The 21,882-nt window shown below is 73.1% G+C and carries 21 protein-coding genes; 13 read left to right on the forward strand and 8 right to left on the reverse strand.

All coding sequences use genetic code 11. The features are described from left to right. Positions 1-84: 84 nt before the first annotated feature. Positions 85-1,209 carry a lysylphosphatidylglycerol synthase transmembrane domain-containing protein gene (locus tag SMA5143A_RS33700; RefSeq protein WP_107466633.1) on the forward strand — a complete coding sequence of 375 codons (1,125 nt, stop codon included), beginning with the start codon at positions 85-87 and terminating at the stop codon, positions 1,207-1,209. A gap of 164 nt (positions 1,210-1,373) precedes the next feature. On the opposite strand, the gene ku is transcribed toward SMA5143A_RS33700, so the two are convergent. Further along, positions 1,374-2,411: a Ku protein gene (ku, locus tag SMA5143A_RS33710; RefSeq protein ID WP_441349511.1), complete on the reverse strand. Its 1,038-nt coding sequence runs from the start codon at positions 2,409-2,411 to the stop codon at positions 1,374-1,376. 219 nt (positions 2,412-2,630) lie between these two features. Between ku and ligD the strand changes: the two genes are divergently transcribed. Continuing rightward, positions 2,631-3,512 carry a non-homologous end-joining DNA ligase gene (gene ligD / locus SMA5143A_RS33715; protein ID WP_107466636.1) on the forward strand — a complete coding sequence of 294 codons (882 nt, stop codon included), beginning with the start codon at positions 2,631-2,633 and terminating at the stop codon, positions 3,510-3,512. 61 nt (positions 3,513-3,573) lie between these two features. Here ligD and SMA5143A_RS33720 read toward each other — a convergent pair whose 3' ends face one another. Continuing rightward, positions 3,574-4,377: a nuclease-related domain-containing protein gene (locus SMA5143A_RS33720; RefSeq protein WP_107466637.1), complete on the reverse strand. Its 804-nt coding sequence runs from the start codon at positions 4,375-4,377 to the stop codon at positions 3,574-3,576. Positions 4,378-4,481: 104 nt separating this feature from the next. On the opposite strand from SMA5143A_RS33720, the gene SMA5143A_RS33725 reads away from it, so the two are divergent. The 7 genes from SMA5143A_RS33725 (at position 4,482) to SMA5143A_RS33755 (ending at position 11,192) form a co-directional block, all read left to right on the forward strand. Continuing rightward, a complete protein-coding gene (locus SMA5143A_RS33725; protein ID WP_107466638.1) occupies positions 4,482-5,003 on the forward strand; it encodes a protein-tyrosine phosphatase family protein in 522 nt (173 codons plus the stop codon). Positions 5,004-5,108: 105 nt separating this feature from the next. After that, a complete protein-coding gene (locus SMA5143A_RS33730; RefSeq protein WP_107466639.1) occupies positions 5,109-5,978 on the forward strand; it encodes a hypothetical protein in 870 nt (289 codons plus the stop codon). Continuing rightward, on the forward strand, positions 5,975-7,258 hold the full coding sequence (locus tag SMA5143A_RS33735; RefSeq protein ID WP_107466640.1) for a sensor histidine kinase: 1,284 nt from the start codon (positions 5,975-5,977) through the stop codon (positions 7,256-7,258). Before SMA5143A_RS33730 ends, SMA5143A_RS33735 begins: the two co-directional genes overlap by 4 nt. Before the next feature lie 113 nt (positions 7,259-7,371). Continuing rightward, entirely contained in the window at positions 7,372-7,728 is a 357-nt protein-coding gene (locus SMA5143A_RS33740) for an SH3 domain-containing protein (protein WP_107466641.1), read from the forward strand. 48 nt (positions 7,729-7,776) lie between these two features. Next, a complete protein-coding gene (locus SMA5143A_RS33745; protein WP_107466642.1) occupies positions 7,777-9,162 on the forward strand; it encodes an FtsW/RodA/SpoVE family cell cycle protein in 1,386 nt (461 codons plus the stop codon). Then, positions 9,159-10,622, forward strand: a complete 1,464-nt coding sequence (locus tag SMA5143A_RS33750) for a penicillin-binding transpeptidase domain-containing protein (RefSeq protein ID WP_107466643.1) — start codon at positions 9,159-9,161, stop codon at positions 10,620-10,622. The genes SMA5143A_RS33745 and SMA5143A_RS33750 overlap by 4 nt, the downstream gene beginning before the upstream one ends. Positions 10,623-10,682: 60 nt before the next feature. Further along, positions 10,683-11,192, forward strand: coding sequence for a DUF3291 domain-containing protein (locus SMA5143A_RS33755; protein ID WP_107466644.1), 510 nt, complete (start codon positions 10,683-10,685; stop codon positions 11,190-11,192). A gap of 24 nt (positions 11,193-11,216) precedes the next feature. Here SMA5143A_RS33755 and SMA5143A_RS33760 read toward each other — a convergent pair whose 3' ends face one another. After that, positions 11,217-11,891 carry a hypothetical protein gene (locus SMA5143A_RS33760; RefSeq protein WP_107466645.1) on the reverse strand — a complete coding sequence of 225 codons (675 nt, stop codon included), beginning with the start codon at positions 11,889-11,891 and terminating at the stop codon, positions 11,217-11,219. A gap of 271 nt (positions 11,892-12,162) precedes the next feature. On the opposite strand from SMA5143A_RS33760, the gene SMA5143A_RS33765 reads away from it, so the two are divergent. From SMA5143A_RS33765 to SMA5143A_RS33780, 4 genes are all read left to right on the forward strand, one after another. Beyond that, positions 12,163-13,101, forward strand: a complete 939-nt coding sequence (locus SMA5143A_RS33765; RefSeq protein WP_107466646.1) for an AurF N-oxygenase family protein — start codon at positions 12,163-12,165, stop codon at positions 13,099-13,101. Positions 13,102-13,311: 210 nt separating this feature from the next. Next, positions 13,312-14,037, forward strand: coding sequence for a TetR/AcrR family transcriptional regulator (locus SMA5143A_RS33770; protein WP_107466647.1), 726 nt, complete (start codon positions 13,312-13,314; stop codon positions 14,035-14,037). Between the two features lie 24 nt (positions 14,038-14,061). After that, positions 14,062-14,367, forward strand: coding sequence for a hypothetical protein (locus SMA5143A_RS33775; protein ID WP_107466648.1), 306 nt, complete (start codon positions 14,062-14,064; stop codon positions 14,365-14,367). Between the two features lie 102 nt (positions 14,368-14,469). Then, a complete protein-coding gene (locus tag SMA5143A_RS33780; RefSeq protein WP_107466649.1) occupies positions 14,470-15,711 on the forward strand; it encodes a C40 family peptidase in 1,242 nt (413 codons plus the stop codon). Between the two features lie 39 nt (positions 15,712-15,750). Here SMA5143A_RS33780 and SMA5143A_RS33785 read toward each other — a convergent pair whose 3' ends face one another. The 5 genes from SMA5143A_RS33785 to SMA5143A_RS33805 form a co-directional block, all read right to left on the reverse strand. Beyond that, positions 15,751-16,989 (reverse strand): styrene monooxygenase/indole monooxygenase family protein, encoded by a 1,239-nt coding sequence (locus SMA5143A_RS33785; protein ID WP_107466650.1) that lies wholly within the window; start codon positions 16,987-16,989, stop codon positions 15,751-15,753. A gap of 45 nt (positions 16,990-17,034) precedes the next feature. After that, positions 17,035-17,658: a GTP-binding protein gene (locus tag SMA5143A_RS33790; protein ID WP_258193882.1), complete on the reverse strand. Its 624-nt coding sequence runs from the start codon at positions 17,656-17,658 to the stop codon at positions 17,035-17,037. 115 nt (positions 17,659-17,773) lie between these two features. After that, positions 17,774-18,178 carry a DUF742 domain-containing protein gene (locus SMA5143A_RS33795; RefSeq protein WP_258193883.1) on the reverse strand — a complete coding sequence of 135 codons (405 nt, stop codon included), beginning with the start codon at positions 18,176-18,178 and terminating at the stop codon, positions 17,774-17,776. Between the two features lie 89 nt (positions 18,179-18,267). Beyond that, on the reverse strand, positions 18,268-18,780 hold the full coding sequence (locus tag SMA5143A_RS33800) for a roadblock/LC7 domain-containing protein (protein WP_107466653.1): 513 nt from the start codon (positions 18,778-18,780) through the stop codon (positions 18,268-18,270). Next, the gene (locus SMA5143A_RS33805; protein ID WP_107466654.1) at positions 18,777-21,707 is read right to left on the reverse strand and encodes a sensor histidine kinase; all 2,931 of its coding nucleotides are present in this window, start codon (positions 21,705-21,707) and stop codon (positions 18,777-18,779) included. The genes SMA5143A_RS33800 and SMA5143A_RS33805 overlap by 4 nt, the downstream gene beginning before the upstream one ends. Between the last annotated feature and the right edge of the window lie 175 nt (positions 21,708-21,882).

Genomic DNA, 21,882 nt, shown 5'->3' on the forward strand with positions numbered 1-21,882 from the left:
CATCCCCCTCGTTCTTGTCACGCCTTGCCTCCGCCGGTCCGGTCCCCGTCCGCCCGGCGGCGACACGGAAGGACGACGTGCCCTTTGTATCCGCTTCCGCTCGACGCGCCGCCCCCCGCGCGGCCCGCCGCCACTGACCCCGAGCCCGAGCCCCCCTGCTCCACGCTCGCCCTCCCCAAGAAACTCCCCGCGAACCTCCCCACGAGCCTCTCCACGAACCTCCGGAGCCGCCTCCCCAGCGGACTCCGCCGACTCGTCCCCACCCGATCCACCACCACCGCGCGCCGGTTGCGGCTCACGCTCACCCTGCTGCCGCTGCTGCTGCTCGGGGTGTGGGCCGCGGTCGACTGGCGCACCGTGTACGGCGGCGCCACCCGGCTGGTCTCGGCCGACCCGCGGTGGCTGCTGGCCGGGGTCCTCTTCACCGCCCTGTGCTCCGTGGCCGCCGCGTTCGTCCGGCAGGGCGCGGTGCCCGAGCGGCTGCCGCCGGGGCGGCTGATCGCGACCCAGTTCGCGGCCGGCGCGGCGGGCCAGGCGCTGCCGGGCAACATCGGCGCGCACGCGGTCGTCCTGCGCTTCCTGCGCGGCCAGGGCATACCCCTGCCCCGGGCCACGGCCTCCCTCGCCCTGTACTCGGCGGTGAAGCCGGTCGCCAAGACGCTGGTGATCCTCGCGTTCCTGGTCGCCTTCCCCGGCACCCTCAAGGTGACCGAGCTGCTCCCGAAGGGCGAGACGCTGGCCCTGGCCGGCGCGATCACCGGGGTCAGCGTGGCCGCCGTGGTCACCCTGATCACGACCGTACGGCCGCTGCGGCAGCCGCTCATCGGGGGGCTGCGGACCGCGCTGACCGACACGCGGGTCGTGCACAGCCGGCCCGTCCGGGCCCTCGCGCTGTGGGGCGGGGCCGCCGCGTTCCCGTTGTGCCAGGGCGCGGTCGTCGCCTCCGTCGGGACCTCCCTCGGGCTGCCGCTGTCCTGGATCCAGATGGTCTTCGCCTACCTCGTCGCCAGCACCGCCGCCGGTGCGGTGCCCGCGCCGGGCGGCCTCGGCCCGATGGACGCGGCCCTCGTCTTCACCCTGGTCGCCTTCGGCGCGCCGGCGACGGTCGCCACGACCACGGTCATCGGCTACCGGGTCCTGACGGTGTGGCTGCCCCTGCTCCCCGGCACGCTGGTGCTCTCGGCGCTGGTACGGGCGAAGGTGCTGTGAGGGCCTGAGCGCCCGGCTGGAGAGCTGACGGCCGCCGCCACGTGCCACACGGCGCCCGCCTCCCGCCACACAGCACCCGGCACCCGGCACACAGCACCCGGCTCCCGGCTCCCGGCTCCCGCCACGCAGCACCCGGCTCCCGGTAATCGGTGCCCGCCGGTGTCTCAGGCCGGGCGCTTGCGGGGCGTCGTCTTCTTGGCCGGGGTCTTCTTCGCGGTGCTCTTCGCCGTCGTGGACTTCTTCGCCGTGGACTTCTTCGCCGTCGTCTTCTTGGCGCCCTGGGCGCTCCGTGTCCCCTGGGACGACTTCGACGTGGACTTCCTGGCGGAGGCGGCCGACGGCGCCGACTTCTTCGCCGTGGCCGTGGACTTCTTGCCGGCGGGTTCCTTCGGGGTGCGCATGGGGGTCACGGCGGCGACGTCCTCGCCGCGGGACTCCTTGGCGGCGCGGACGCTGTTCTCCAGGGCCGCCATCAGGTCGAGCACCTTGCCGCCCGTCTCCGGGGCGGGCGCGGTCGGCGGCTCCTCGCCGGAGGCCTTCGCGGCGATGAGTTCCTCGACCGCCTCGCGGTAGTCGTCGTGCAGCTCGTTGAGGTCGACCTCGCCGAGGGTCTCCATGAGGGCGTCGGCGAGATCGAGTTCCTTGTCGCGGACGGTGACGCCGGCGTCGGGCGCGACCCCCTCCGTGGTACGGATCTCGTCGGGCCAGAGCAGCCCGTGCATGGCGAGCACGTCCTCCACCACCCGGAGCATCCCGAGCCGTTCGCGCCCGCGCAGGGCGAACTTGCAGATGGCGACCTTCCCGCTGCGCTTGAGCGCCTCCCGCAGCAGGGTGTACGGCTTGGCGGCCGGCACACCGTTCGGCGCCAGGTAGTACGCGGCGTCCACCTGGAGCGGGTCGACCTTCTCGGCCGGGACGAAGCCCTCGATCTCGATGGTCTTGGCGGTCGGGATCGGCAGCGACGCGAGGTCCTCGTCCGTGATCGGGATCATCGTCCCGTCGGCGTCCTCGTACGCCTTGCCGATCTCCCCCTGCGCCACCTCGCGCTCCTCCAGCTCGCACACCTTGCGGTAGCGGATACGGCCGCCGTCCTCGGTGTGGATCTGCCGGAAGGAGACGGAGTGGCTCTCGGTGGCGTTCACGAGCTTGATCGGGATGCTGACCAGACCGAAGGAGATGGCGCCGTTCCAGATGGATCGCACGAGCAGCACACCCCTTTCGGATTGGTTTCCACCGAATCATCCACACCGTATCCCCGGCCGGTCACCCCTGCCCGCCGACCGGTCACCCCACCCGGCCCGACCGGGCACCCCACCCGACTCGACCGGTCGCCCCGCCCGTTCGCCGGTCGCCCCACCCGCCTACTGATCGCCGACCTCCAGGCAAGGCACTATGCCCCACTCTCGTGCGATTCTCGTTGCATGACGCCGATCACCGAGGTGGAGGGGCACCGGGTCGCCCTGTCGAATCTGGAGAAGGTCCTCCATCCGGCGACCGGCTTCACCAAGGGCGAGCTGCTGCACTACTACGCCACCACCGCGGACGCCCTCCTCCCCCATCTGCGGGGCCGGCCGGTGTCGTTCCTCCGCTACCCGGACGGCCCCGGCGGCCAGCAGTTCTTCGCCAAGAACGTGCCGCCGGGCACCCCCGAGTGGGTCACGACCGCCGAGGTGCGGCGCATGGAGGGGCCGTCCCGGATGGTGCTGGTGCAGGACCTGGCCAGCCTGATGTGGGCGTCGAACCTCGTCACCGAGTTCCACACGCCCCAGTGGACCGTGGACTCGCCCGACGAGGCCGACCGGATCGTGTTCGACCTGGATCCGGGGCCGCCCGCGAGCGTCGTGGAGTGCTGCGAGGTCGCATGCTGGCTGCGGGAGCGGCTGGCGGCCGACGGGATCGAGGTTCTCGCCAAGACGTCCGGATCGAAGGGGCTGCATCTGCTGGGCGCGGTGCGCGGGGCGTCGTCCGAGCGGGTGACGGAGTACGCCAAGGAGCTGGCCGTGGAGGCGGAGCAGGCGCTGCCCCGCCGGGTCGTCCACCGGATGACGCGCAGCCTGCGCCCCGGGAAGGTGTTCGTGGACTGGAGCCAGAACGCCGCCCGCAAGACCACGGCCGCCCCGTACACCCTGCGGGCCCGCACCGAGCCGACCGTGTCGGCGCCCGTCACCTGGACCGAGGTGGAGGAGTGCTCCTCCCCCGGCCGGCTGGTCTTCCGGGCTCCCGACATCGCGCCCCGCCTCCAGGACTACGGCGACCTGCTGGCCCCCCTGCTCGACCCGGCCGCCGCCCGTCCACTGCCCTGACGGTCCGCCTTCCCGGTGAGCCCCCGTCCCGGCCCTGTCCGTCGACGGACGGTCCGGGCGGTCAGGCCCTCGTCCAGGTGCCGCGGTCCCTGGCCGTCGCGTACAGGGCCTCGATGTCGGCCGGTTTGAGCACACCTCCGGTGCGGGCGAGGCCGGGGAGGTCGGCGTCGGTCAGGACGCGGGCCTCGCGCGGGGGCGCGCCGACGCGCAGGCCGGCGGGTTCGACGAGGGCGAGGACGGGGTGGACCTCGGCGGTGAGGGCGTAGGCGGCCCGGTCGGCGTCGGCGCGGAGCCGGCGCAGCAGGGGGCGCGGCTCGTGGCGGCCGAGGGCGACGAGGGGGTCGGAGACGGTGACGCGCTGCCTGCGGGCGTAGAGGGAGCGGACGCAGTACAGGCCACCGGGGCCGATCACCAGGTGGTGGATGCGGTCCCCGCCGGGCAGCGGCACCGAGTGCAGGGTGCGCCAGCCCGCGCCCTCCAGCCCGTCGAGCAGCGCCCCGATCGTCTGTTCCGCCGTGAGGGCCCGGCGGCGCGGGTCGGGGCGCAGCCGGTGCGGCGGTCCGGGGTCGCGGTCGAGGTCGACGAGCAGGGCCTCGCCGGGGCGGTTGGGGGCGAGGTCGTCGTCGGGGTGCAGGGTCAGCCGGGCCAGCTCGGCGGCGGTGGGCACGGGTGGCGGGCCCACCGTGACCGGTCCGGCGACGAAGGGGTGGAGGGCGGCGAGCACGTCCGCTCTCGACTCCTCGCTCAGGAGGTTCACCCGGCCCGTGTCTCGGTCGTACCAGGCGACGTTGCTCCCGTCGGTCCGGCACACGTACAGGCGCTCCTGTCCGTGCCGCCGGGTCGGTATGACGCGCAGTCCGTTCATGCACCATCACCCCCGACCATGGGAACAGGCAGGGTGCTCCATCGGCAAGAACCCGGATACCTTTGGGGGGACGACCCGTCGTCAGGGGCTTGGGGAGGCCGCCGTTGCCGCCGCGCAGAAAGCAACCCGACGTTCCGGCTCCGCTCGAACCGTGGAGCGAGATCGTGCCCGGCCTGTGGATGGGCGGGCACGAGTTCGCGGGGCGGACCGGCACCGGAGAAGTCGAAGTCGCCGTCGTGGGCGATGAGTTCGATCTCGTGCTGTCCCTGCTGCGGCTCCCCGGGTACGGGCCGGGGGACGGCGTCGAGCACCATGTGTGGCCGATCCCGGACGGACCGCTCGACGGGACGCAGCTGGCGGGCGTGATGCGGCTGGCGCAGGCCGCGTGCGACGCGCTGGAGGACGGCCGGAAGGTCCTCGTCCGCTGCTTCCACGGCTACAACCGGTCCGGTCTGGTCGTCGCGCACGCGCTGGTCCGCGACGGGCACTCCGCCGAGGAGGCGATCCGGCTGATCCGCACCCGCCGCTCGCCGTGGGCGCTGCACAACGAGCTGTTCGTGGAGTATCTGCACACCGGCCTGCCGACCGTGCGCCTCCTGGAGGAGCTGGAGGAACTCGCCGAGTAGGGTCCGTCGTCCGGATCACGCCGACCGCAGGCGGCCCTGAGGGCGGATCGAGCCACGCATAAGGTGTACGGGACCGAAAGTCGTCCTTCCGCATCCAGGAGTCCCGTGTTCCGCAGCCGGTCCGCGCGCGCGGCCGTCGGCGCCGCGTTCGTCGCGGCCGTCGTCGTGCCGTTGACGGGCTGCGGCGACTCCGGGGCTCTGGTGAGCGCGGGCGCGACGCCCACCGCGAACGGCCCGACCCGGCTGTGGCCGGGGCAGCCGCCCGCCTCCTCCCCCGCCTACGACTTCGGCGAGGCCGACACCGAGGTGGTCAAGGGGGTCACCGCGCCCGGCGGCGACCTCCGGAAGGTGGACCCGGTGGCGGTCGTGCGCGCGGAGATCGCCGCGCACCCGGACGTGTACGCGCCCTCCACCGGGCCGTACCGCGGAACGGTCCGGCGCATGGCCGACTGCGGGCCGGGCGGCGACCGGGAGGAGTGCCCCGTCCTGGAGGCCTACTACCGGGACCTCACCGGCGACGGGCACGACGACCTGGTGCTGGGCTTCCGGCTGCTGCCGGGCAACCAGACGGCCGTGCGGATGTACACCTTGCGCAAGGGCCGGCTGGTGCAGGTGCTGGCCAACGACGACGCGGTGATCGCGGTGGAACTGGCCGGCCGTACGGTGATCATCCGGTCGCCCGCGGCGATCGAGGGTTACGAGTACCGCACCCAGTGGAACTGGGACGACGAGCAGCGGGCGATGCTGCTCACCCGGGACGAGATCCTCCGGGTCGGGGGGTCGGCGGGGCCGTCCGGGAGCCCCGCCTCTTCGCGTGCGCCGTCCGCGTCGCCGTCCCGGTCGTCGTCCGCGTCGTCACCCACATCGTCCACCTCGTCCTCGCTGTCCACCTCGTCCTCGCTGTCCTTGTCGTTCTCGTCACCCTTGTCGTTCTTGTCGTCCTCGTCGTCCGTCCTGCCGGCGGAGGGCCCATGAAGTCCGGCGGAGGGCTCGGGACGCGCGCCCCGGGGAGGCGACCGGGGCTGCGTCGGCGGGCCGCCTCGCTCACCTGGAAGGCGCTGGCCTTCATCACCGTCATGTGCTGCGGTCTGGCCGCGCTGCTCGGTGCCCTCGTGCATGTCTCCGTGACCAACCAGACGGTCAGCGACGCCCGCTCACGGGCCCTCGGCCGGCTGGAGAGCGCGACCCGGGCGTACGAGGCGGGGAACCGGCTCCCGCCGGACGCCGAGGTCGATCCGCCGGGGCTGCCGCGGTCGCTGCGCGCGCTGGCGGAGAGCGGGCGGCGCGGCACGATGGTCGGCGTCGTCGACGGCCACCCCACGATGTGGGCGGCGACCCCCGCCGACGGCCGCGCGCTCGCCGTACGGCTCGACTACGCGCAGAGCGCGGACACGATCGAGGCGCTCGACCGGGCCATCCTGGGCTCGTCGGCGCTGGCGATCGGGGTGACGCTGACGCTGGGCGCGCTCGGCGTCACCCGGGTCACCCGACGGCTGCGCACGACCTCCCAGGTGGCGCGGCGGATCAGCGCGGGCGACCTGGACGCCCGGGTCGGTGATCCCCGGACGACGGATCCGGCGCGGTACCGGGACGAGGTGGCGGCGGTGGCCGCGGCGCTGGACACGATGGCGTCGACGCTCCAGCGGAAGCTGCTCAGCGAGCAGCGGTTCACGGCGGACGTGGCGCACGAGCTGCGGACGCCGCTGACGGGACTGCACGCGGCGGCCGAACTGCTGCCGCCGGGGCGGCCGACGGAGCTGGTGCGGGACCGGGTGGCCGCGTTGCGGACACTGACCGAGGACCTGCTGGAGATCTCCCGCCTGGAGACGGGGAGCGAGCGGCTGGACCTGGAGGACGTCCGGTTGGGCGTGCTGGCGGAGCGGGTGGCCGCGCACGCCGGTGCCGGCACGCAGGTGTGCGTCGTCGAGGACAGCTGTGTGGAGACCGACCGGCGACGGCTGGAGCGGGTGTTGGGGAACCTGGTGGCCAACGCGCACCGCCACGGGGCGCCTCCCGTGGTGCTCACCGTGGACGGGCCGGTGGTGACCGTGCGGGACCACGGGAACGGGTTCCCGGAGTACCTCGTCGCCGACGGGCCGCAGCGGTTCCGCACGGAGGGCTCCGCCAAGGGGCACGGGCTGGGGCTGACGATCGCCGTGGGGCAGGCGGAGGTGCTGGGGGCGGAGCTGGAGTTCTCGAACGCCTCCGACGGGGGCGCGAGGGCCGCGTTGCGGCTGCCCAAGAGCGAGGACTGACAGCTCCTCAGAGTGCGGCGCTGCTCCGATGGCCCAACGCAGAAGGCGTCCTGCTCCCCCTCCTCCTAACGTGGCGATTAGTCAGCTTCGCCCCCTTTCTGGAGGAGCATCACATGTCCCTGCGGATTCTGCTCATGCGATTCGGCATAGCCGCCGCCGGTGGCGCTCTCGTGGCGCTCGCGGCCACCACCCCCGCCGCCGCCGACGACGAACGGGGCCTCGCCGGCCCCACCAAGAAGACCGTCAAGGGGCAGGTCACGGCCCGCTCCGGACTGATCCTGCGCAGCGCGCCGAACCGCGGTGGCGCGGTCATCCGGGTCGCGCCGTACGGCGAGATCGTCTCCATCTTCTGCCGGACCACGGGCCAGAGCATCGACGGCAACCGCTACTGGTACCTGCTCACCGACGGCACCTGGGCCTGGGGGTCGGCCCGCTACATCGACGCGCGGAAGACGCCACGCTGGTGCTGAGTTGAGCGACACGGCGCACAAGACATTCCATTTGGGTAAGTTCCGGACATGACCACCAAGGCCGGAACGACCCTGGCGGCGGGTCCGGCGGACCCGTCCCCGCCCGCCGTTCGCCTCCCCCGGCGCAGAGGCGTCGAGTTCAGCCTCGTCGTCATGGCCGTCCTGCTCTCCGTGTACGGCTACTGCGCCGTCGGCCTCGCGAAGAACGGCACCGTCCCGCCCGGCGCCGCCGATTACGGCGCCGGGCTCGGCGTGCTCGCGCTGCTGGCCCATCTGGCGGTGCGGCTGCGGGCGCGGTACGCCGATCCGCTGCTGCTGCCGATCGCGGTGCTGCTGAACGGGCTGGGACTGGTGCTGATCCACCGGCTGGACCTGGAGACCCCGGCCGACCAGGCGGCACCCGCCCAGCTGAACTGGTCGGCACTGGGCATCGGGCTGTTCATCGTGGTCATGGTCCTGCTGCGGGACCACCGGGTGCTCCAGCGGTACGCGTACGTCTCGGTGGTGGGCGCGCTGGTGCTGCTGGCGCTGCCGATCCTCTTCCCGCCCGTGAACGGTGCCCGGATCTGGGTGCGGATCGCCGGATTCTCCCTCCAGCCCGGCGAGTTCGCGAAGGTGCTGCTGGCGCTGTTCTTCGCCAGCTATCTCGCGGCCAACCGCAACGCGCTGGCGTACGCCGGGCGACAGATCTGGCGGTTCAAGCGCCTCCAGTTGCCGACGGGGCGGGTGCTCGGGCCGATCGTCACGATCTGGCTGCTGAGCGTCGGGGTGCTGGTCCTGGAGCGGGACCTGGGCACCTCGCTGCTGTTCTTCGGCCTGTTCGTCATCCTGCTGTACGTCGCCACGGGCCGTACCGGCTGGATCGCGGTGGGACTGCTGCTCGCGGGGGTGGGCGCGGTGGCCGTCGGCTGGCTGGAACCGCATGTGCACGTCCGGGTGGAGGACTGGCTGCACCCGTTCGCGTCCATCGAGGCGGGCCACGGTCCCAACCAACTCGCGCAGTCGCTCTTCGCGTTCGCGGCCGGGGGGCTGCTCGGCACCGGGCTGGGTCTCGGCGAGTCGATCCTGATCGGCTTCGCCGCCAAGTCGGACTTCATCCTGGCCACGGCGGGCGAGGAGCTGGGCCTGGTCGGGCTGTCGGCGATCTTCCTGCTCTACGCCCTGCTGGTGGAGCGCGGCTACCGCGCCGGTCTCGCCCTGCGCGACCCCTTCGGGCGGCTGCTCGCCATCGGTCTGGCCTCGATCATCGCCCTCCAGGTCTTCGTGATCGCGGGCGGCGTGACCGGGCTGATCCCGCTGACCGGCATGGCCATGCCCTTCCTGGCCCAGGGCGGCTCCTCGGTCGTCACCAACTGGATCATCGTGGCCCTGCTGATGCGGCTGAGCGACTCGGCCCGCCGGCAGTACGAGGGCCCGGAAGGGAAGGGCGCGTGACCAAGTACATCCGCCGTGCCGCCGCGCTGTGCGCCCTGCTGCTCGTCGCCCTCCTGGTCAACGCCACCCGCGTGCAGGTCCTCCAGGCCCGTGCCTACGACGCCAATCCCGCCAACCGCCGCCCCGAGATCGCCCGTTGGAGCCAGCCGCGGGGGAACATCCTGGTCGGCGGCCGGCCCGTCACCGGTTCGAAGGACACGGGAGAGCAGCTCCGCTACGAACGGACCTACCGGGACGGCCCGTTGTACGCGCCGGTCACGGGCTTCGCCTCGCAGGTGTACGGGACGACGCTGCTGGAGCACGCCGAGAACCCCCTCCTCGACGGCAGTGACCCGATGCTGTCCTTCCTGCCGCTGTGGAACGACATCACCCGCGACCAGAACGCCGGCGGCGAGGTCGTCACCACCGTCGACGCGGCGGCGCAACGGGCGGCCTACCGGGGGCTGGGCACCCGCCGGGGCGCGGTCGTGGCCCTCGAACCGGCCACCGGGCGCGTCCTGACGCTGGTGTCCCGCCCCTCGTACGACCCCGGACTGCTCTCCGGGAACGGCCCCTCGGTGGCGCGGGCCTGGGCACGGCTCAACGGGGACGAGGGCAAGCCCATGCTCAACCGGGCGGTGCGGCAGACCTATCCGCCGGGCTCCACCTTCAAGGTGGTGACGGCCGCCGCCGCGCTGGACGCCGGGGTCGTCGAGGATGTCGACGCCCCGACCCGCTCGCCCGCCCCCTACACCCTGCCGGGCACCACCACCTCCCTCGCGAACGAGGTCGAGGGCTGCGAGAACGCCTCGCTGCGGTACGCCTTCGAGTGGTCCTGCAACACGGTGTTCGCGAAACTCGGTGTGGACGTCGGCCTCGGCCCCATGAGGGACACGGCCCGCGCCTTCGGCTTCAACGACTCGGGGGTGCGCATCCCGTTCTCCGTGGCGCCGAGCAGCTTCGACACCCACATGGACCGGGCCCAGCTCGCCCTGTCCTCCATCGGCCAGTTCGACACCCGGGCCACGCCGCTACAGATGGCGATGGTCACGGCGGCCGTCGCCAACGGGGGCACCGTCAGGTCGCCGTACCTCATCGAGCGCACCACCACGGCCGACGGCCGCACCGTCTCCACCGTCGGCACCCGGACCTTCCGCCAGGCGATGACCTCGACGACCGCGAGACGGCTGCGCGAACTGATGCTCGGGGTCGTCACCGACGGCACCGGCGGCAAGGCCCGTATCCGGGGCGCCGCCGTCGGCGGCAAGACCGGCACCGCCCAGCACGGCCTCGGCAACTCCGGCACCCCGTACGCCTGGTTCATCGGCTGGGCCCAGTCCCATGACGCACTGGAGCCCGAAGTGGCCGTGGCGGTGGTGGTCGAGGACGCGGACGCGGTACGGGGCGAGATCAGCGGCGGCGGGGACGCCGCCCCGATCGCACGGGACGTGATGAGGGCGGTACTGAAGAGGGCCGGGTGAGTGTCCGCCTGCTGAGATAACGGGTGTCTCCCGCGAGACGCCCGACCTATCGTCCGGTTCATGACCGCCGTCGCGTACGAACTCGCCCAGGTGAACATCGCCCGCCTGAAAGCCCCCCTCGATTCGCCCCTGCTGAAGGACTTCGTCGACGCGCTGGACCCCGTGAACGCCGTGGCGGACGCCGCCCCCGGCTTCGTCTGGCGTCTGCAGAGCGAGTCGGGCAACGCCACGGACGTCCCCGTCCTCGGGGACGCGTGGCTGATCGTCAATCTGACGTCGTGGCAGGACATCGACGCCCTGACCACGTTCATGTACCAGGGGCGGCACCGGGAGCTGCTGGCCCGCCGCAGGGAGTGGTTCGAGCGGCCGACGGAGGCGGTCACCGCCCTGTGGTGGGTGCCGGCCGGCCACCGCCCCTCCGTCGCCGAGGCGGAGGAACGGCTCCTGCACCTCAGGGCGCACGGCCCGACGCCGTACGCCTTCACCCTGCGGACGACGTTCCCGGCGGGCCCGGCGGAGCCGCACGGGGGGCCGGCCACCGAGCCGGAAGCCGGGGTCACCGTCGGCTGACGCCGCCGCGACCGGGGGCGGGGGTCAGCGGATCGGCCGACGCATGTCGTCCCGCACCCGCAGGGTCGGCTCGGCGCTCGCCTCCAGGTCCACCTTGTCCGGGTCCTCGCTGGTCAGCGCGGGGTCGACCACCAGGACCATCACCCCGGTGTCGCCGTCGTTCCAGGCGCACTGCGGACCCACCGTCCGCGCCCCGAGGTCCTGCCGGGCGAGAAGCCGGCAGGTCACGGTGGTGTCGGAACCGGAGGGACGGAAGTCGCGGGGCGGCACGGCGATCTCGGTGCCGTCGGCCCCGGCGGCACGCTCCAGCATCGTGTCGCGCGCCCCGCCGGGGTCCGCGAAGCGGCCGTACAGGCCCGAGATCGACAACTGCCCGCCACGGTTCACCGGTGTGTACGTGGCGACGGCCGCCTCGACGTCCCGGCCGCCCAGGGTGCGCCCGGCGTCCCGCGCGAAGGCACCGTCGGACGCGTCGGAGTAGTCCCGCTCCAGCTCGTACGCGCCGTCCAGGAGCTTCGGGGGCAGCGTCAGCCGGTACTCGGCGTCCGGGTAGGCGGCGTCGGAGCCGCCCTGGAGGACCACGAACGCGGCCCCGCCCACCGCCAGCAGGGCGACGGCCCCGCCCACGAACCCGAGGACGAGCCCGATCCGGCGCCCGCGCGCGGGCGGGGACGGCGGGGGCAGGGGCGGAGGAGGCATGGACACCCCGGGCAAGCTACTCAGCCGCCGGCCCGCGCAGGAGACCCCGGCGTCTTCCCCGAGCGCCTCTTCACCGACAGTTCCGGCCGCGTTCGCTCCGCCGTCGCCGCATGCGCCCGACCGGTCCGCCGACGCCGCGCGGACCCCACCGGTAGACGTGTCGTCAACAAGTCTCGCGCAGGGGATTGACGCTCTTGCTGACAAGTAGTCTCATAAGCGATGACCGCCGGTAACTGACCGAAAATCCCCGTACGACGAGGTGGGAACAGCCATGACGACGGTGACCTCGGTGTCCGAGGCGGAGGTGCTCCGTGACGCCCTCGGCCTGCTCAAGGACCGTGAGCAGGTGGCCGAGCGCCTGCTCGCCTCCTCGGCGAAGCACTCCTTCGACCCGGACAAGGAGCTGGACTGGGACGCGCCCTTCGAGCCGGGGAAGTGGTTCTGGCCGCCCGAGCTGGTGTCGCTGTACGGGACGCCGATGTGGCGGCGGATGTCGGAGGAGCAGCGGATCGCCCTGTCCCAGCACGAGGCGGCCGCGCTGGCCTCGCTCGGCATCTGGTTCGAGATCATCCTCATGCAGCTGCTCGTACGGCACATCTACGACAAGGCGGCGACCAGCGCGCATGTGCGCTACGCGCTGACCGAGATCGAGGACGAGTGCCGGCACTCGAAGATGTTCGCCCGGCTGATCAGCAAGGGCCAAACCCCGTACTACCCGGTGAGCCGTACGCACCAGAACCTGGGGCGGGTCTTCAAGACGATCTCCACGACCCCCGGGTCCTTCACGGCGACCCTCCTCGGGGAGGAGATCCTCGACTGGATGCAGCGACTGACGTTCCCGGACGAGCGGGTCCAGCCGCTCGTCCGCGGGGTGACCCGGATCCATGTGGTCGAGGAGGCCCGGCACGTGCGGTACGCCCGCGAGGAGCTGCGCCGGCAGATGGTGACGGCGCCCCGGCTGTCCCGCAGCTTCACGCGGGTCACCTCCGGTGAGTTCGCCCGGGTCTTCTCCGTGGCGTTCATCAATCCCGACGTCTACACCAACGTCGGCCTCGACCAGCGCGAGGCGCTCGCGCAGGTCCGCGCGAGCGCGCACCGGCGGGACATCATGCAGACGGGGGCGCGCCGGCTGACGGACTTCCTGGACGACATCGGGGTGCTCCGGGGTGTGGGGCGGCGGATGTGGAAGTCCTCGGGGCTGCTGGGGTAGGCGGTAGGGCGCCGCATGACTCGGGGGCACGGGTTCGTCGACGACTGAGGGTGAGTGGGGGCCTCCCGAAAAGCACGGGGCGCAGCCCCGGGCGCGTTTCAGGGGCGCGGGGAACTGCGCGAGAAACCACGACGAACCCGCACCCGCCAACGCACCCCCGGCCCCGTGCTGGAACGCGCCCGACCCCCGTCACACGACTACCCTGCCGGTATGACGTCCGAGGCCCCCACCCGCGCGTACCGCCGCCTGAGCGTCGAGGAGCGGCGCAGTCAGCTCCTCGACGCGGCCCTGGAACTCTTCGCGCACAACGCCCCGGAGGACGTCTCCCTCGACGACGTCGCGGAGGCGGCCGGGGTCTCCCGCCCCCTCGTCTACCGCTACTTCCCCGGCGGCAAGCAGCAGCTCTACGAGGCCGCCCTCCGCTCGGCCGCCGAGGAGCTGGAGCACTGCTTCGACGAGCCCGCCGAGGGCCCCCTGACCGCCCGGCTGTCCCGCGCCCTCGACCGGTATCTGACCTTCGTCGCCGGGCACGACGCCGGTTTCAGCGCCCTGCTCCAGGGCGGCAGCGTCGTGGAGACGTCACGGGCGACGGCCATCGTGGACGGTGTGCGGCGGGCCGCCGCGGAGCACATCCTGCGGCATCTGGAGGTCGCGGAGCCCGACCTCCGGCTGCGGATGACGGTCCGGATGTGGATCACCGCCGTGGAGGCCGCCTCCCTCATCTGGCTCGACGAGGGCAAGCAGCCGGACGTGGCGGAGCTGCGGGACTGGCTCGTGGAGCAGTTCGTCGCCTGTGTCATCGTCACCGCCGGCCGGGACCCGCAGACCGCGGCCGCCGTGCGCGGCGCCCTCGCGATGGAGGCCGCGGAGGGTGCCGTCGGCGCTCTGGCCCGCCGGGTCCTGCCCGTGGTCGGCGACGCCGCCCACCTGCTGTGACACCGGTCCTGTGACACTGGTCGGGTGAAGACACAGGACACCCCTTTCGTCGGCGGCCCCCTGGACGGGCGCGTCCTGCCGGTGCTGCTCGGCATCACCGGGCACCCGCCGAAGACGTACCGGGTCCCCGTGCCCGATCCGGCGGGCGGACCCGACACGGTGCTCGTGTACCGCAGGGTCGACGCCGGGCGGGGCGGGTTCATGCAGCAGCTGTGGACGTACGAGTACGCGCCGGACGCGGACCCGGGCCGGGGCCCGAAGTGGCCGTGGTCGGGGCCGCGACGGCAATCCGCCACGCCGCCCGAGCGGCCGCCGTCCCCCGACGAGTGACCTCCGCGGGCCGGACGGCCCACCCGGCGCGCGCCCGCCCGCGGCTCCTCCCATCCTGCCGGTGCGAGATGGACGGCCCATCCGCGCACCGGAGGTGATGACGTGTCAGGAAAGGTCCTGCGCCTGGTCCGTACGGCGACGGCCACGGCGGTCGCGGCGGGCACACTCCTCACGACGGCACCCGTCCAGGCCGCGGCGGCCCCGCTGCCACCGCCGCCGGGCGACTCGGCCGGACCCGCGCCCGACAGCGACATCGCCGTACCCACCGCCGACGACGACACCGCCGGGGCCACCGCCGACGACGACACCGCCGCCGGCGACGCCCGCTCGGTGGCCGGGCTCCTCGCCGATCTGCGGCGGCTGTTCCAGGAGGCGGAGGAGGCCACGGAGGCATACAACGCCACCGAGGAGGAGTTGCGGAAGCAGCGGGCGGAGGTGGCGCGACTCGACCGGCGGCTCAGCGCGGCCCGGCTCTCCCTGCACGACAGCCGGGGCGCCGCGGGGCGGCTGGCCCGCCAGCAGTACCAGAACAGCACCACCGACCTCTCCCCGTACGTGCGGCTCCTCCTCGCCCGCGATCCGAACCGCGCGCTGGAGCAGGGCCATGTGATCGGCCAGGTCGCCCAGGAGCGCGCGCAGACCGTGGAGCGGATGACCGGCAGCGAGCGGACCACGGACGCCCTCGCCCGCCGGGCCCGCGCCGCCCTCGACCGCCGGCTCACCCTCACCGAACGCCGCCAGGAGGTACGCGACGCGGTACGCAGCCGTCTCGGCGAGGTCGAGCGGCTCCTCGCCTCCCTCACCGCCGAGCAGCTCGCCGGGATCGAACGCCTGGACAGGGACACGACGGCCGAGGCCCAGCGCAGGCTCGTCGCCTCCGGCGCGCTGAGTTCTGTCCGGCCGCCGACCCGCACCGGGGCGAAGGCGCTGCGCTACGCGGTCGCCCAGATCGGCAAGCCGTACAAGTGGGGCGCCGAGGGCCCGAAGGCGTACGACTGCTCGGGGCTGACCTCCCGTGCCTGGTCGCACGCCGGACGCCGCATTCCCCGCACCAGCCAGGCCCAGTGGGCCCGCCTCCCGCGCATCCCCCTCACCAAGCTGCGCCCCGGTGACCTGGTCCTGTACTACCCGAAGGCCACCCATGTCGCGCTCTACCTCGGCAAGGGCCTGGTCGTGCAGGCCCCCCGCCCCGGTACCACCATCAAGGTCTCCCCGATCGCCGCCCACCCCCTCCTCGGTGCCGTACGCCCCGATCCCAAGGCCAAACCCCTGAAACGGTTCGACCTCCCGAAGCTCCCGAGGGCGGCGAAGAAGGGCTCGGACACGGGCTACAACGTGTGGTGAGGGAGGAGCGGCCCCGGCCCGGGGTCGCTGCCGCGGCGCTCAGCCGCCCGCGACCTCCGACAGGTACGCCTCGGTCTTCTCCGCCTCGAAGAAGTAGTTCTCGAAGTCCGCCGGGTCGTCGAAGCCGTTCGCGAAGCGATCGGCCACACGGGGCAGGGCGCCGGCCGCGCCGATGAGGGTCAGCACGTGCTCCGGAGGCTCCCCGAGCATCGCGTTCGACCACTTCGTCGCCGGGCCCGCCGTCTGCGTCCAGAACCGTTCGAACGTACGCCGCATCCACGCCTCGTCGAACTCCGCGTCCCCGTGGTCCAGGATGGCCCGCAGATACGCCGCCGCGCACTTGGACGCCGTGTTGGCGCCCTGCCCGGTGAGTGGATCGTTGGCCACGACCACGTCGGCGACGCCGAAGGCGAGCCCGCCGCCGGGCAGACGGGCGACCGGCTGCCGCACGACGGGGGTGTACCGGCCGGCCAGTACCCCGCCGGCGTCGGTGAGTTCGACCCGGCCGGTCCGCGCGTGCTCCCACGGGACGAACCGCTCCATGAGGTCCAGGGTCAGGGCGAGGTGCTCGGCCGGGTCGGTGACGCCCTGGAAGACGTCCGCCGGACCGCCGGGCACCCCCTCCCAGAAGAGCAGGTCCGCCCGCCCGGACGTGGTCAGCGTGGAGGTGACGAAGAGTTCACCTACGCCGGGCACCAGGTTGCAGCGGGCCACCTCGTGGTCGGGGTGCTCGGAGCGGGGCTCCAGGCCGTGGACGTACGCCGCCGCGAGGGAACGCTGCGGCCGGGTGAACGGCGAACGGGCGGCGTCGCGGGCGAACATGGAGACCAGCTCGCCCTTGCCCGCGGCGACCAGGACCAGGTCGTAGACCCGGGCGAAGTAGTCGAGGTCGGAGACGGCCGCGCCGTGGACGACCAGTTGGCCGCCCCGCTGGGCGAACGTGTCCAGCCAGTCGGCCATCTTCACCCGCTGGTCGACGGACTGGGCGTAGCCGTCGAGCCGCCCGACCCAGTCGACGAGCCGCTCGGCGCCGGGGCCGGAGACGGAGACACCGATGCCCGTCATCCTCGGCGCCTGGGACTCCCAGAAGTTCAGCCCGAGGTCCCGCTCGTGCTGGAGGGCGGTGTGGAACATGCACTGCGTCGACATGACCCGCCCGTGCCGGATCTCGTCCGCCGTACGGTTGGACATCAGCGTGACCTCGTACCCGTGCGACTGGAGGCCGAGGGCGAGCTGGAGCCCGGACTGGCCGGCTCCGACGACGAGTATCTTCCGCATCCGGACTGGTCTCCTACGCCTCTGTGCCCCGCGCCCCCGCCGGGGCTACTCGGGGCTGACGGATATCGCGTGGCCGCAGAGCGCGAGCAGGGTCTCCAGCACCGAGGCCCGGTTCCGCGCGTCCATGATCATGACAGGTACATGGGCGGGCACGGTCAGCGCGTCCCGTACGTCCTCCGGCTCGTAGCGGTCGCTGTCGTCGAACTCGTTGACGGCGACGATGTACGGCAGGCCGCAGCTCTCGAAGTAGTCGAGCGCGGGGAAGCAGTCGGTGAGACGGCGGGTGTCGGCGAGGACGATGGCGCCGATCGCGCCGCGCACCAGGTCGTCCCACATGAACCAGAACCGCTCCTGGCCGGGCGTGCCGAACAGGTAGAGGACGAGGTCGTCGTCGAGGGTGATGCGGCCGTAGTCCATGGCCACGGTGGTGGTGATCTTCTCCGGGGTCGCGGAGAGGTCGTCCGTGGCGGCGCTGGCCTCGGTCATCAGGGCCTCGGTGCGCAGCGGGGTGATCTCGGAGACCGCGCCGACGAGGGTGGTCTTGCCGACGCCGAAGCCGCCCGCCACCACGATCTTGGTGGCGATGGGGGCGCGGGACAGGTCCGCCTGCCAGGGTTTCAGGTCCTCCTCGGGCTCCGGCTCGTACCGGGGCGCGGGCGCCCCGGCCAGGCGGTCGAGACCGCGGGAGGCGGCCCGGGCGAAGCCGCCGGGCCGGGGGGCGTCGACGGTGACGCCCGGGGTGACGCCGGGCGAGGCGTCGGGGGTGACGCCAGGCGAGGCGGCGTCAGAGACTGCGGAGTCCACTCAGCACCCTTTCCAGCAGAGCGCGGTCCGGCTGTCCCGGGCCGTGACCTGTTCCGTACACACGGATCTTTCCCTGGTCCGCGAGATCGCTGAGGAGGACGCGGACCACGCCGAGCGGCATCTTGAGCAGCGCGGCGATCTCCGCCACCGTCCGCATACGGCGGCAGAGTTCGACGATGGCCCGCACCTCGGGCATCACCTTGCCGGTGGGGGAACCTCCGCCGCCGGACGTGTGGGCGGTGGGCCCGTCCGGCTCCGGCCTGTCGGCCGGGGCCTCGAGTACGGCGACGAAGGTCTCGACGAGCAGCACATGACCGAAGCGGGTGCGGCCGCCCGTCAGGGAGTAGGGGCGTACGCGGGCGGGTTTGCGGTCCCCGCCGCGCATCGGGAGTCTTTTGTGGGCACTCCGCTGCGGGCCCGGCTTCCTCGCCGAGCCCGGCTTGGGGGCGCGCGCCCTCGTCTTCTTGGCGCCGCTCATCGCCTGCTCCCGGCCGCCTCGATCTCCTCGGCCTCCAGGGACTTGCGCAGTTCGCTGCGGAGTTCGGGCGTGAGGACGTGTCCGGCACGGCCGACGAAGAGGGCCATGTGGTACGCGACGACGCTCATGTCGCAGTCCGCGGAGCCATGGACGCCGAGCAGCGAGCCGTCGCTGATCGACATCACGAAGAGGCTGCCCTCGTCCATCGCGACCATCGTCTGCTTGACCCCGCCGAACTCCATCAGCTTGGCGGCGCCGATGGTGAGGCTGCCGATGCCGGAGACGATGGTGGCGAGGTCGGCGGCGGAGCCCCGGGGGCCCTGGGGCCGTTCGCCATGGGCCTCGCGGGCCTCGGCGTTGCGGCCGGGGTCGGAGGAGAGCAGCAGCAGACCGTCGGAGGAGACCACCGCGACCGACAGCAGTCCCGGCACCTCCTCGACGAGGTTGGTCAGCAGCCAGTGCAGGTTGCGGGCTTCACTGCTCAAGCCGAAGGTACTGGGCGCGGTCAACTGCTTGCCTCCTCGGAAGTGCCCCCCGTGGTGTCAACTGCCTCTGTCCGGTACTCCTGTGGCTCGGGTGCCCGTGTCTCGCCCGACTGCTCGGCGATCTCCGCCTCGACGTCACGGCGTCCCTCCCTGGCCCCCTGGTGGAATCCGCCGAGCCGACGCCTGAGCTCCTCGGCGTTCACGCCCCCCGCGCGCGGCTTGGGCACCGTGGGCACGGGCGCGGTGATCCGGGGCGTGCGCTTGGGCAGGCCCTTGTCGGTCACGCGCGGGGCCCTCGCCGAGGTGCGCGCCGCGTCCCCCTCGTCGGCGGCGCGCTCATGGGTGTCGGGGCCGATGGGGTACGGGTCGTCGGCGTCCTCGTCGGCGTCCTGCTCCGGGACCACGGGAGCGAACAGCTCCATGGTGGTCTCGGAGACGGACTCCGTCGGGGCCCCCGGCGGGTCCTCCCGTACGTTGTCGTCCTCGTCCCCGGCCGTGTCCGCGTTCCCCGCGCGGAGGGCCGTGTCGGTGTCCGTGGCCGTGTCCGCGTTCCCCGCGCGGACGGCCGCGTCCGTGTCTGTGGTCGCGTCCCCGTCCGAGGCGGGTGCGGTGTCCTCGTCGTCCGCCGTGCTTGCCGCGTTCCGCGCGCGTCCGGCGGTGCGGGCGGCGTCCCGGGCGAGCAGCGCCCGTTCCGCGGCCTCGATCAGCGGGTCGCCGTCGCCCTCGGGTTCGCGGACGGCGACGGTACGGGCGGGCAGGGCGCCGTCGTTGGTCTCGGCGGCGATGCCGGGCAGCGACAGCACGGGCCCGGCGGTGGGCGCCGGCCCGGTGGCGGGCGGGGCCGGTGTCGTGGCCAGCAGCGTCGTGGGCAGGACGACGACCGCGGCTGTGCCGCCCGAGGTCTGCTCCTGGAGCTGGACCCGGGTGCCGAGCCGGTGGGCGAGGCGGGCCACCACGTAGAGGCCGAGGCCGAGGTCCTCGCCGTCCTCCTGGTCGTGGGGGGCGTCGGGGTCGAAGTCGGTGAGGCGGGCGTTGAGCTTGGCGAGCCGGTCGGCGGGGATGCCGATGCCGCCGTCCTGGACGGAGACGGTGACCTCGCCGTTCTCCGTCAGCCGGCCGGAGACCTCGACGCTCATCTCCGGCGGCGAGAACGTCGTGCCGTTCTCCAGGAGTTCGGCGAGGAGGTGGCTGAGGTCGTCGGCGGCGAACCCGGCGATCTGCGCGCTCGGCGGCAGCGCGGCGATACGGACCCGCTCGTAGCGCTCGATCTCGCTGACCGCGGCGCGCACGACGTCGACCAGCGGGACGGCTCCGGCGTGGTGCTGGATGTGCTCGTGGCCGGCGAGGACGAGGAGGTTCTCGCTGTGGCGGCGCATCACGGTCGCGAAGTGGTCGAGCTTGAAGAGGGTGGCGAGCCGGTCGGGGTCCTGCTCGCGCTCCTCCAGGGACTCGATGACGGCGAGCTGCCGTTCGACGAGGCCGAGGGTACGCAGGGCGAGGTTGACGAACGTGCCGTTGATGCTGTGCTGGATCCTGCCCAGGTGGGCGCCGGCCTCGGCGAGTTCGGCGCGCAGCCGATCGCGTTCGTCGGCCATGGTCTGGCGCTGGCCGATGAGGTGCTTGCGGTCGCCCTCCAGGGGAGCGAGGCGCTCGTGCAGGGCGAGGGCGTGTGCGTGGAGCGCGTTGACCGAGCGGACGACTTGGGCGAACTCGTCGTTGCGGCCGGTGAACTTGACGGGTTCCTCGGCCAGGGGGTCGCCGGCGACGCGGGCGGAGCCGATGCGCAGCACCGCGAGCGGGCGGGTGAGCGAGCGGGCCATGCCGGTGGCGACACCGACGGCGAGGAGCATCAGCGCGCCGAGGAGGGCGACCCGGATCTCCAGCGCGGTGACGTCGTCGTCGCGCAGTTGGGCGAGGTCCTTGGTGCGCCGGTCGTAGAGAGAGGACTCGGCGCCGCGCATCAGGTCGACGCGGGCGGAGAGCGCGGCGTCGACCTTGGCGGCGCTGGTGGTCTTCTCGTCGTCGGAGAGGGTGGGCCGGTCGGTGAGGCGCGTGAGGTACTTGTCGGCGGTGTCGGCCTCGGGGCCGGTGACCGTGGCGTCGTAGGAGGAGCGGGCACTGGTGGGCGCGGTCTCGCGGAAGTGGGCGAGGGCGGCGTCGGAGCGGACGCGGGCCTGCTGGGCGGCGGCGCCGAGGGCGTCGCGCTGCTTGTCGTCGGCGGCGGAGGAGCCGGTCGTGGTGGTGGGCAGTCCGGTGACCGGGTCGATGACGGTCTGCGTGGTGCTCGGGACGCTGAGCGCGGCGACGAGCAGCCCACGGGCGGCGGCGGCCTGCTGGACGGCGGTGTCCAGCTCGGCGAGGGCGTACGCCCCACCGCCCGCGCGGGGCGGCAGCTGCTGGGCGAGTTCCTCGGCGAGCGCGTGGAGTTCGGCGACGACGGCGGTGTACGCCTGGTGCGCTTCGAGAGCGGTGCTCTTGCCGGAGAGCGCCGCTTTCCGTACGGCGGCGATGGACCGGATGTCCTCGCGCAGCGCGGGGGAGGTGTCACTGTCGGCGCTCAGCTCCGCGACCTGGCGGTCGACACGGACGGCGCGCTGCTCGTCGGGGGCGGCCGACTTGGGCCGTCCGGCGGCGATGTACGCGGTGACCTCGTCACGCTCGTCGGCGAGCGCGTGGGCGAGGGTGAGTGTCTCCTGGGTCTGCTCGGCGAGCGTGACCAGGGACTGGGTGTCGTGCAGTTGCTCCGAGGCGGCGAGGACCGAGGGCGATCCGGCGCCCGCGATGGCGGCGGCCACGACGGCCACGGCGATGATGAGCCGGTTGCGTACGTGCGCCTTGCGCCCGGTGCCGACGGTGGGGGCCTGCTGCGCCGTCCCCTGCTGGTTCGGGGAGGCCGCGGAGGCCTTCGAAGCTGCCTTCTTGCCTGCGCGCCGAGGCCGCGTCTTCTGCACCGGTGCTCGCATTCCTGACTCGTGTACCCATGGGCCCGGGTGACGTTCCGTCAACTTGTGAGCGTCCCCCCGGTACGGCTCCCGACCCTCCCAGTGCCGGTGGGTGGTGGTCCCGCATCATCAGTCCCGCCACCCGAAGGAGTGAACATCGCCGGGGAGTTGGCGGGCAAGTTCC

It is taken from the genome of Streptomyces sp. MA5143a, assembly GCF_900290235.1.
Lineage (GTDB): Bacteria > Actinomycetota > Actinomycetes > Streptomycetales > Streptomycetaceae > Streptomyces.